Below are 12,489 nucleotides of genomic sequence, written 5' to 3' on the forward strand. Positions count from 1 at the left end.
TTGATAAATAAATAGGCTATTTTTATTTTTTAAATAAGCCAACTAATATCTTTACCCTATGAATAGATATGTGCTCGTTTTAGTTTCGCTTTTTACTTTGATTTCCTGTCATAATCAAGAACAGAAAATAGATACATCTACTGTATTTAGATATAATGAGCATGCAAATGTGACTAGTCTGGACCCTGCTTTTGCAAAGGACCAGCGCAATATCTGGGTTTGCAACCTGCTTTATAACGGCCTAGTAAAACTCGATAATCAGCTAGAAGTCATTCCCGATCTTGCCAGCCGTTGGGAAATCGATAATACCGGTACTTCTTATAAATTCTACATTAAGAAAGGTATTTATTTTAATGACGCTTTCGCGAAAGCGAGAACCGTAACAGCAACAGATTTTAAATATTCTCTAGAACGATTAACAGATCCTGCAATAGCTTCTAATGGTGCATTTGTTATGAAACATGTAAAAGAGATCAATGTTTTAGACACGCTAATTTTAGAAATAAAATTAAAACAACCTTTTCCTGCCTTTCTAGGCTTACTCACCATGAAATATTGTAGTGTCGTACCATACGGAAGCTCTAATTTAAGAGAGCGTCCCATAGGAACAGGACCTTTTTATCTTAAAAAGTGGCAAGAAAATGTAAAGATGGTATTGCGTAGAAATGACCGCTATCATGAAAAAGATAATTATGGTAATGCACTACCCTATCTAGAAGCTGTTGCGATTACTTTTAAAACAGATAAGCAAAGTGAGTTTCTAGAATTTGCTCAAGGGAATTTAGATTTTTTAAATGCTATAGATCCTAGTTATAAAGATGAATTACTAACTACTAGTGGTGATTTAAAAGAAAAATATAAAGCTACTGTAGATTTAAAAAAAGCTCCTTTTTTAAATACTGAATATTTAGGATTAAAGATAGATTCTAAAACAACTGAATTACAAAGTCAGGAACTGCGCCGAGCAATTAACATGGGATTTGATAGAAAAAAAATGATTAAATACCTGCGTAACAATATAGGTACACCAGCCGTAAATGGTTTCATACCTAAAGGATTACCTGGTGGCGGCTTAGTAAAAGGATACTCTTATAATCCTACACAAGCTAGAAATCTAGTACAAGAATACATAGTAGAGTCTGGTAATAAATTTCCTTCTATAACCATAAGTACAGGTGCTAATTATCTGGACCTATGTGAATTTATCCAGAAAGAATTACAAAAAATAGGAATAAACACCACTATACATGTAATGACACCATCGACATTACGGGAGGCTAGAAAAGCTGGACAATTAGACATTTTCAGAAGCAGCTGGATTGCAGATTATCCTGATGCTCAAAATTACTTATCCCTCTTTTATTCTGGTAATTTTGCGCCTAAAGGTCCTAATTACACTCATTTTAAAAATAATACTTTTGACTCCTTATATAAAGAAGCATTATCTACAGCCAGCGTTTCAACTAGAAAGACTTTATATATTAAAATGGATAGGATTATTATTAAGAATGCGCCTATTGTGCCGCTATACTATGATCAAAGTGTGCGTTTTATATCAAAAAATGTAGAGAACTTAGAGAGCAATGCTGTAAATATGCTCCAACTTACTAGGGTTAGAAAAAAATAATTAAATATCGCAAGCTACCAGAAAAAAACATACCTATAAACTGATCTTACAAAACTCAAATAATAAAAAACAGAACACATACCTTTATAGATTTGTTTATTAATCATATGCTTTTTTAATAACTCACTATTGCATCGTTAAAATCTTTCCTTTTAACGATAGTAAGACGTAAACTTCTTACAATAATTAAAAAAGAGCTTAAAATAAGAAACTCTAAAGCAATGTATACCTTATCTTTAGACCTATGATGGTCAACAATGTGTTATTTGATTTTGGTTCTAAAAGTGATTTAGAAAACTGGAGTGTCTTAAACGATACAGTAATGGGAGGCACTTCAACAAGTTCTTTTGAACTTAATGAAGAAGGTCACGCTATTTTCAGCGGTAAGGTTAATCTTAAAAATGATGGTGGTTTTGCATCAGCAAAGTACGATTGTCCTGATACTAAATTAGGAGATATTTCAATTGCCGTACTAAAAGTTAAAGGCGATGGTAAAAATTACCAGTTACGTTTTAAAGAAACTGAATCCGACTACCATTCTTACATTATCACATTCCCTACTACTGGAGAATGGGAAACTGTAGAGTTAGAAGTAGATGAGATGATACCTTCTTATAGAGGCCGTCAGTTAAATATGGAAAATTTTCATCACACCATGATAGATGAATTAACAATTTTTATAGGTAATGGTGAAGAAGAGACTTTTAAACTTCTCATAGATAAGATAGAATTTAAGTAAAATCAAGTTGAGAGATCTTTTTTATAGCACATTACTTAACTATACTAATGATATAGATTACATCAATAACTGCTATAGTTATATTATAAATCAATACAGCTCTAGATTTTACCACAATATAGATCACTTAATATTCATGTTCAAGGAATTAACTCAATCGAGTATTCTTCCAGTAAACCGTGATGCATTAATCTTAAGTATTTTTTATCATGATGTTATTTATAAATCTACTCAAAAAAATAATGAATATCAAAGTGCGTTGATTCTTGAAAAGCACCTTGCAAAAACTGATTTTAAACATATAGAGCTATGTAAAAATCAAATTAATGCAACTAAGAATCATTCAACTAGCTTAATAGATTCTGACACTAATCTACTTATAGATATAGATCTTGCCATATTAGGCCATAAAAAAGACGTTTATCAATTATATACTGAAAATGTAAGAAAGGAATACAAAATTTACCCTAAATTTATCTATAATCCTGCACGTAAAAAGGCAATGCAGCATTTCTTAGAACAAGATCGCATCTTTAAAACCGAAGAGTTTTATAATCTTTATGAGTCTATAGCTAGAGATAATATAACCAGAGAAATAAATAATTTATAAGTATCCATTTTGAGACAGTCTCCTACATCTATACAACTTACCATTTAAGACCTTAAGCAACTCTAATGTACTGCCATTAAGTATTTATTGTAACACAACCGCGTTAATATATATTATAATCTTTAAAAGAAAATACTGCTAGTACATAAATAGCAATTTACCCTATAAAATTAACGATCAGTGCGTCTCTACAATTTCAACTCTATAATTAGATGATAACCTGACACATGATTATTTCTAGGCAAAATCATTTTGAAATACTAAAAGTTAGATGATCACCCTGTAAATTACAAAAGGAACTATAAAATTCCCTTTTTGTTTACCGCTTATCTTTATTTTAAAATACCACTTCCCTATCTTTGGTTTTTTAGGATAAGCTAGAATACAGTTTTAATTCATTAATAAATAAGAATTTTGTTTTTAAAGCACTAAGAGAGTGGCAACACACTTTAAAATCTCTGAAGAGAAACAAGATCAATAATAGATATTTTACAAAACGTAATGAAAATATATACTAAAACAGGTGACAAAGGTACGACCGCACTATTCGGTGGTACACGAGTACCTAAGCATAATATAAGAATAGATAGTTACGGTACCGTAGATGAACTTAATTCATGGATGGGTTTACTGCGGGATCAAGAAATAGATGCTCATACCAGTAAAATTATCAATCTTATTCAACACCATTTATTTACATTAGGTGCAATTCTGGCTACTCCTCCAGAAAAGGAGACGCTTAAAAATGGTAAAGACCGACTTAACATCTCAAAAATAAGTGATGAAGAAATAAAAATGTTAGAAACCGAAATGGACCATATGGACAAAGAATTGCCACCTATGACTCATTTCATACTTCCTGGCGGCCATCCATCTGTGTCATATTGTCACATTACAAGAACCATTTGTCGTAGAGCAGAACGCTTAGTCTCTGAGCTTAATGATGTCACCCCTGTAGATCCACAAGTTTTAAGGTATCTTAACCGACTATCTGACTATCTTTTTGTATTGGCACGTAAATTGTCTAAAGAATTGCAAGCCGAAGAGATAAAATGGATCCCAAATAAGTATTAATTTTTATTTTATACGTAAAATGTAACTAGGCATCGCATGTAGCGACAACAGTAACATCGGTATAAAATAATGACTAAGTGGGGCAACTGATGAGCATTTTCAGCAAACATTTTGATTTTCAAAAGCTTAGACGCTCTTGTAAAACATGAAATCAAAGTAAAAATAACTTGCATAAATCGACTAGAAGTTTATTTTTGCAAAAAACTTAACGAGTAAAAATATGTATTGGACACTAGAATTAGCATCTTATTTAAGTGATGCACCTTGGCCTGCAGAGAAAGATGAATTGATTGATTATGCGATTCGTACTGGTGCACCTTTAGAGGTAGTGGAAAATTTACAAGCCATTGAAGATGAGGGTGACTTATATGAGTCTATTCAAGAAATCTGGCCAGATTATCCTACAGACGACGATTACCTCTGGAATGAGGACGAATACTAACGATCAAAATATCGGATAAAAAGTCTCCAAAAGAGGCTTTTTTTTTGCTTTAATTTCAGATATTAGCACGAGCAGTTTGAATTTTTTAAACTGTTATAAATCAAATAAATAAAAACCATGGGACTATTAGATTCCGTTTTAAAAGTATTCGTAGGCGATAAGTCTAAGAAAGATATAAAAGAATTACAACCTATTGTAAACAAAATTCTCAAATTTGAGCCTCTTCTAGAGCAACTTACTATTGATGAATTAAGACACAAAACAATAGAATTTAAAGAAAAAATAGCCACTGCAACAGCTGACACGCTATCTAAAATAGCATCGCTTAAAGAAACTGCAGAGAAAGAAGAAGACATCGATAAACGTGAAGAAATCTATAATGAAATAGATCAATTACAAGATGTAGCCTACGAGCAAACTGAAACCGTCCTTAACGAGATCATGCCAGAAGCATTTGCTGTAGTTAAAGAAACCGCAAAACGTTTCTTCCATAATTCTGAATTAAGAGTTGCCGCTACCGCAAGAGATCGTGAATTATCTGGCACAGTAGACTATGTCAGTCTAGATAACGATCATGCCATATGGCAAAATTCTTGGAATGCTGCTGGTAAAGCAATCACTTGGGACATGATACATTATGATGTTCAATTAATAGGAGGTGCAACTCTACACAGTGGTAAAATTGCCGAAATGCAAACTGGAGAAGGTAAAACACTTGTTGCCACCTTACCTGTTTATCTTAACGCACTTACCGGTAATGGTGTACACGTGGTTACTGTAAATGATTACCTAGCAAAACGTGATGGTGCATGGATAGGTCCTCTATTTGAATTCCACGGACTTACTATAGACTGTATCGATTATCACAAACCTAATTCTGAAGAAAGACGTCAGGCATATCTTGCAGATATTACTTATGGTACTAACAACGAGTTCGGTTTTGATTACCTGCGAGATAACATGGCACATGCCACTAAAGATCTAGTACAACGCAAGCACAACTACGCAATTATTGATGAGACCGATTCTGTTCTTATAGACGATGCTCGTACTCCTTTAATTATTTCTGGACCAGTACCACAAGGTGACCGTCAAGAATATGATGTATTAAAAGCTCCTGTAGATAATATTGTTAACGTACAAAGAAAAGAACTGGTACAAACTCTTGCACAAGCTAAAAAACTTATAGCAGATGGTGATGCAAAAGAAGGCGGTAAACAATTACTACGTGTTTTCCGTGGATTACCTAAAAATAAAGCATTAATTAAATTCTTAAGTGAAGAAGGTATCAAAACTTTACTTCAAAAAACAGAGAATTTCTATATGCAAGATAACAATCGTGAAATGCCTAAAGTAGATGAGGCACTTTACTTTGTTATAGATGAAAAGAACAATCAAGTAGAACTTACAGATAAAGGTATAGAATTCTTATCTGGTGAAGAACAGCCAGACTTCTTCATTATGCCAGAAGTAGGTATGGAAATTAACCGTATCGAGAATGCAGGCTTATCTGCAGAGGAAGAAGCTGAGAAAAAAGAAGAACTTTTCCGTGAATTCTCTGTAAAATCAGAGCGTATTCACACCCTTAACCAGTTGCTTAAAGCTTATACCCTTTTTGAAAAAGATACCGAGTATATTGTACAAGGTCAGGATATAAAAATTGTAGATGAGCAAACCGGTCGTGCCATGGAAGGACGTCGTTACAGCGATGGACTACACCAGGCTATTGAAGCAAAAGAAAATGTAAAAATTCAAGATGCTACTCAAACCTTTGCTACTATTACCTTACAGAATTACTTCCGTATGTATAGAAAGTTATCTGGTATGACTGGTACTGCGGTAACAGAGGCTGGTGAATTCTGGGAAATCTATAAACTAGACGTAGTAGAAATACCTACTAACAGACCTATCGCACGTGATGATAGACAAGATCTTGTTTATAAAACAAAACGTGAGAAATACGGTGCCGTTATAGAAGAGGTAACTAAACTGAAAGCAGCTGGACGTCCAGTACTTATAGGTACTACTTCTGTAGATATTTCAGAGCTACTTAGTAGAACATTACAAAGAGCAGGAATAGATCATAACGTGTTGAACGCAAAGCAGCACAAACGCGAGGCAGACATCGTTGCAGAGGCTGGTAACCCAGGCCAGATAACTATTGCAACAAACATGGCCGGTCGTGGTACAGATATTAAATTATCTGACGAGGTAAAAGCAGCTGGTGGTCTTGCCATTATAGGTACAGAGCGTCATGACTCACGTCGTGTAGATAGGCAGCTACGTGGTCGTGCTGGCCGTCAGGGTGATCCAGGAAGTTCTCAATTCTATGTATCTCTAGAAGATAACTTAATGAGACTATTTGGTTCTGAACGTATGGCAAAAACCATGGATAGACTAGGAATGAAAGAAGGTGAAGTAATTCAACATTCTATGATTTCTAAATCTATTGAACGTGCACAATCTAAGGTAGAAGAAAACGCCTTCGGTGTTCGTAAAAGATTATTAGAATACGATGATGTAATGAACGCGCAACGTGAAGTAATTTATAAGCGACGTCACAACGCATTATTCGGTGATCGTCTTGCGGTAGATATCGCAAATATGATCTATGACATTTCAGAGAACATTACTAACGGTAATAAACAAGCACAAGACTTTAAAAACTTTGAGTTTGAATTAATCCGCTATTTCTCAATGAGCAGCCCTATTACAGAAAAAGAATTTGCTGCCAAAGATGATAAGACCATAACCGATATTATATACCATGCTGCTTACGAACACTATAAGCAAAAAATGGAACGCACTGCTGCAGAGGTGTACCCTGTAATCAAGAACGTTATGGAGAATGACGAGCGCAACTATGAGCGCATCGCAGTTCCTTTTACAGACGGTATAAAAACTCTTAATGTTGCCACTAACCTGCAGGAAGCCTATGATTCTCAAGGACATTCTTTAGTAACTGATTTTGAGAAAAATATTACTCTTGCCATCATAGACGAAGCGTGGAAAACACACCTACGTAAAATGGACGAGTTAAAGCAGAGTGTACAACTAGCCGTGCATGAGCAAAAGGACCCATTACTTATCTATAAATTTGAAGCTTTTGAATTATTCAAAGTAATGATCGATAAGGTGAACAAGGACGTAATAGGTTTCATGTTTAAAGGCGATTTACCATCTAGAGATGCTGCTGCTATAAGCGAGGCTAGACAGAAACAAGCCGAGAAAACAAACACAAAAAAAGAAGAAGTTCTTAATAGTGACGAGCAAGCTGCCAAAGCTAGAGCCGTAGGCGCTGGCGCTAGTCAACAGCAACAACGTCCTCAAGTAACAGAAACTTTTAAACGCGACCAACCTAAAATAGGTCGTAATGATAAAGTGATTATCAAAAATATCATGACAGGAGAAACTAAAGAAGCAAAGTATAAAGCAGCGCTGCCTTTAATTAATTCTGGACAGTGGGTTATGGATAAGAAAGCATAGTTGAAATATATTTCCGCTTTCGCGAAAGCGAGAACAAAAAATGCCTCTCTGAAAAGTGAGGCATTTTTTATGTATAGAAGATTGAAGTAAGTAAATTTATTTGTTCATAAACTGCACTTTATAAATTAGTCTCGTCTATTAACGTATGCTAAAAAAATAGTTGAAATGCTAGCCTATCTCCTATTTATATTGAAACAATGGATTTTATGCTAGTATTTACTCCATACTATTTAAGTAACCATAAGTATTGTATAGAAATTTTAAAGTGCGTCATTTAATTTTATAACTTCACTTAAATTTGTGTATCAATCAGCCTTTAAACACCACCGACTTGTCTCAAAATTCACATATCAATCCTAATTTAAAACGTAAAAAAGAAGCGGTAAATGTGAATCGCCTTTTTAACGACCTACATTTAGGACAGGTAAGCGCACTGAGTCGTGCGATAACATTAGTGGAGAGCACAGCTGGTAGTGATTCCGCTTTCGCGAAAGCAATAATTAAACAAGCTCTACCCTATTCAGGAAACTCTTTTAGACTAGGAATAACCGGTGTGCCAGGCGTGGGAAAATCTACCTTTATAGAATCGCTGGGAAGACAGCTCATAGAACACGGCAAGAAAGTAGCCGTGCTGGCCATAGATCCATCCAGTAACATCTCACGAGGCAGCATTTTAGGAGACAAAACCAGAATGGAAGAACTGGTTAAAAGCGACCAAGCCTTTATCAGACCCAGCCCTGCAGGAACAACCCTAGGCGGCGTAGCACGTAAAACACGTGAAGCCATTATACTTTGCGAGGCAGCAGGATATGACTTTATCATAGTAGAAACCGTAGGTGTGGGACAAAGCGAGACCGCAGTCCACTCCATGACAGATTTCTTTCTACTTCTCAAACTCGCAGGCGCCGGCGACGATTTACAAGGAATTAAACGCGGCATCATGGAAATGGCAGATGCTATAATCATCAATAAAGCAGATGGCGATAACCAACTCGCCGCAAAACACGCCCGTCGCGAATTCAAAAATGCGGTACATCTCATGCCACAAAAAGACCACAACTGGCCTACACAGGTACTGACCTGTAGCGGGTTGAATAATGTAGGAATCACAGAAGTCATAGAAGAAATCAACAACTACAAAGCACACGCAACCGAGAACAAATCTTTCACTAAAAAACGCAACGCACAAGAACTCTACTGGTTCCATCAGACCATAGAAGACGCCATTAAAACCAACTTCTACAACCGACCAGAAGTCATCGCAAAACTGGCTGTTTTAGAAAAAGAGGTTTTGAGTAAAGTGAAGAGCCCTTTTGACGCTGCTGGGGAATTGTTGGGGTTGTGATTTTACACTAAAGTTTCACCCAATTAATAATAAATATGGATTACAAAGCCTCCAAAAATATATTTTTCCTATTCTCGATAATTAGCTTCTTATCAAAGCGAATTAGTGGGATTAAAGAGATCCCAGTACTTAAGATTCCTTTAAACTCAACAAGCGATGGTATAATATATCTTTTATATGTCGTTATGTTTTTGTTTAGTTTAATTCATTTAATAGTAGAGAGAAAGAATCATAAGTTCCTATTTGAATTATGGTTTCTAATATTGATATTTTTAACAGTAAGTATTTCTAAATTTTGGGAAAGTTTAATGCCTTATATATTTGAATTATGCAGCACTATTTTCGTAGTTTTTTTAATTGCATCTCTCACCCAATCAATCATTAAAGAAAGTTTTTTTATTAGAAGTAAAATAAAGTCTGAGCAACTTAATCTACCGAGAATACCATCTGCTTCCTTACCAATGTTTATTTTTGATGTAATTGGAATTATAGTTGCAATTGGGATTTGGACTTACATTTCTTACAATTTTTTAGATTGGAATTTTATTATTAAAAACATAATATTTATAGCTGTATTACCATTTTCTTTCTTCCTTATTTTATTTTCAAAAAAACAAATTAAAATATTTTTTAAAATATCAAATTGGCAAGATGAAAAAGAAATAATTGAAAAAATGAAAAAAGCCTTTGATAACCATGATAGAGATTATCAGAATATGGGATTAATTAAAGTGAAAAAAAGTAATTCTAAATCTAGAGAAATCAACTCCTATATAACGATAGATGATGTTAGTTCTATAGACAAATATTATCTATCTGGAAAAGATCCAAATGAAGTATTTAGTTTTGGTTTCACATCTCTAATGTTTGCAAGCGCAGAAAATAAAATTAATTCTGTAAAGAAGATAATTGAACATGGAGCAAATTTAAATTTAAAAAACTCTAAGGGAAGAACGGCTTTATGCTTTGCCTCTCGATACAATCATCATAGTATTGTGGAATTACTCTTGGAAAAAGGTGCGGACCCAAATGACTGTTCTTTAGGAGCGGAAACACCTTTACAAATAGCTGCCTTTAATGGAAATGAGGAATCTGTAATTCACTTATTGAATTCTGAAAAAATTAACCTGGAAAGAAAAACGCTTTTAGATGGATATACTGCCTTAGATTTAGCAATGCAAAACGGACACGGAAAAATTGCTAAATTACTTAGAAAAAAAGCAATTACTTAAATAATTAACAATGTTATCTTAACAATTAAAATGAAAAACAATATACTGTTAAACATAATAATCATCGTCCTGTTAGCAAGCTGTAACAACATGAATGATAATGAAACAATTATTCACAGACCTACTAAAACCTACCTAGAAGAATCCCATTCCTACGCACAACCTAATGATGCTGTGACGACACATCTAGATTTAGATATCAATGTAGATTTTGAAACACAAGTTATAAGTGGTACAGCAACTTATAATATTGTAAATAACGGTAGTGAGCAAATCATTCTAGACAGTAAATTCTTAGAAATTGAAAGCGTAACCGCAAATGGTGTAGCGACTACTTTTAAATTGGGTGAAATGGATGCTACTTTAGGGCAGCCATTAACTATTGCCATTAAAAAAGACACTAAGCAAATAGCCATCACCTACTCTACCACGGCAAAAACAGAAGCTTTACAATGGCTTACTGCTCAACAAACAGCAGACAAAACAAATCCATTTCTATTCACTCAAGGTCAAGCGATTTTAACTCGCACTTGGATTCCTATTCAGGATAGTCCGCAAATACGTATTACTTATGATGCAACTGTAAAAGTTCCTGAACAGCTTATGGCAGTGATGAGTGCCGAGAATCCTAAGGCCAAAAATGAAAATGGTATCTATAATTTCAAAATGGAACAACCTATTCCTGCATACCTCATCGCTCTTGCCGTTGGTGATATTAAATACAAATCGATAAGTGACAGAACTGGTGTTTATGCTGAGAAATCCATGCTGGACAAAGTACACGAAGAGTTCTCAGACATGGAAAAAATGGTCGTTGCAGCAGAGAATTTATACGGCGCTTATGATTGGGATCAATTTGATGTGATCGTGTTGCCACCTAGTTTTCCTTTTGGCGGTATGGAAAATCCGCGGTTGACCTTTGCTACGCCTACAGTTATTGCAGGAGATAAAAGTTTGACTTCCCTTGTAGCGCATGAGTTGGCTCATTCTTGGTCTGGAAATCTCGTAACTAATGCAACATGGAACGATTTCTGGCTCAATGAAGGTTTTACCGTTTATTTTGAGATTAGAATCATGGAAGCGCTTTACGGTAAGGACCGCGCAAATATGCTTGCATTAATAGGTCGTCAGGATCTTGAAGATGAGTTAGAAGCCTTGAGCGATTTACCTAATGACACAAAGTTAAAACTAGATCTAAAAGGCCGCAATCCAGATGATGGAATGAACAGCATCGCTTATGATAAAGGGTATTTATTTCTAAGAACGTTAGAAGAAAAAGTAGGACGTGACCACATAGATGCTTTCTTAAAATCTTACTTTAAGAAAAATGCATTCTCCACCACTAATACAGAAGATTTTATCGTTTACCTCAACGAGAACTTACTAGATAAAAACAACATCACGTTCAATACAGAAGAGTGGATTTATCAACCAGGCATTCCAGATAACGCAGCTGTCATAGAGTCTGATGCGTTTTCTAATGCAGAAAATACACTAGAGCTGTTTTTAAAAACAAATAAAATAGACACTGCAGTAACACAAAACTGGACACCACAAGAATGGGTGCATTTTGTACGCAATTTTCCTCCAGGAATAACATTAGAACAAATGAAACAACTGGACGACACCTTTGATTTTACTAACTCTAGCAATTCATATATCAGTATGGTATGGTTTGAACAGTCTATTTTAAACGGTTATGATGGTAATAATGTTGATTCTAAAATTTCAGAATTCTTGAATACAGTAGGAAGACGTTGGTATGTTACTACTCTTTTTAACGCTTTCGCGAAAGCGGACAGAATAGACGAAGCCCTAGAAATTTACAAAACCGCTAGAGGCAACTATCACAGTGTGACGGCAAATACGGTGGATGGGATTTTGGGATTATAGACTAATTATCAGTATAATTTCAACATCTACTAACCTCTTAA

9 protein-coding genes are annotated in these 12,489 nt (G+C 34.8%); all 9 read left to right on the top strand.

Translation table 11 applies throughout. From position 1 onward, the window contains the following. The first annotated feature begins 58 nt into the window (after positions 1–58). A complete protein-coding gene (locus Q0838_RS09255; protein ID WP_298953908.1) occupies positions 59–1,627 on the top strand; it encodes an ABC transporter substrate-binding protein in 1,569 nt (522 codons plus the stop codon). Between the two features lie 244 nt (positions 1,628–1,871). Next, a complete protein-coding gene (locus Q0838_RS09260; protein ID WP_298953910.1) occupies positions 1,872–2,366 on the top strand; it encodes a CIA30 family protein in 495 nt (164 codons plus the stop codon). Positions 2,367–2,502: 136 nt separating this feature from the next. Continuing rightward, a complete protein-coding gene (locus Q0838_RS09265) occupies positions 2,503–2,976 on the top strand; it encodes a hypothetical protein (protein WP_298953912.1) in 474 nt (157 codons plus the stop codon). 501 nt (positions 2,977–3,477) lie between these two features. After that, positions 3,478–4,050, top strand: coding sequence for a cob(I)yrinic acid a,c-diamide adenosyltransferase (locus Q0838_RS09270; RefSeq protein WP_298953914.1), 573 nt, complete (start codon positions 3,478–3,480; stop codon positions 4,048–4,050). Between the two features lie 220 nt (positions 4,051–4,270). Continuing rightward, complete coding sequence (locus Q0838_RS09275) at positions 4,271–4,492, top strand: DUF2795 domain-containing protein (protein WP_015360681.1); 222 nt, start codon at positions 4,271–4,273, stop codon at positions 4,490–4,492. Positions 4,493–4,609: 117 nt separating this feature from the next. Next, positions 4,610–7,978, top strand: coding sequence for a preprotein translocase subunit SecA (secA, locus tag Q0838_RS09280; protein WP_298953929.1), 3,369 nt, complete (start codon positions 4,610–4,612; stop codon positions 7,976–7,978). A 331-nt stretch (positions 7,979–8,309) separates the two neighbouring features. Next, positions 8,310–9,323, top strand: coding sequence for a methylmalonyl Co-A mutase-associated GTPase MeaB (meaB, locus tag Q0838_RS09285; protein ID WP_298953931.1), 1,014 nt, complete (start codon positions 8,310–8,312; stop codon positions 9,321–9,323). Between the two features lie 35 nt (positions 9,324–9,358). Further along, positions 9,359–10,555, top strand: a complete 1,197-nt coding sequence (locus Q0838_RS09290; protein ID WP_298953934.1) for an ankyrin repeat domain-containing protein — start codon at positions 9,359–9,361, stop codon at positions 10,553–10,555. A gap of 30 nt (positions 10,556–10,585) precedes the next feature. Further along, a complete protein-coding gene (locus tag Q0838_RS09295; RefSeq protein ID WP_298953936.1) occupies positions 10,586–12,448 on the top strand; it encodes a M1 family metallopeptidase in 1,863 nt (620 codons plus the stop codon). Positions 12,449–12,489: the final 41 nt, after the last annotated feature.

The organism is uncultured Nonlabens sp. (assembly GCF_947495285.1).
Lineage (GTDB): Bacteria > Bacteroidota > Bacteroidia > Flavobacteriales > Flavobacteriaceae > Nonlabens.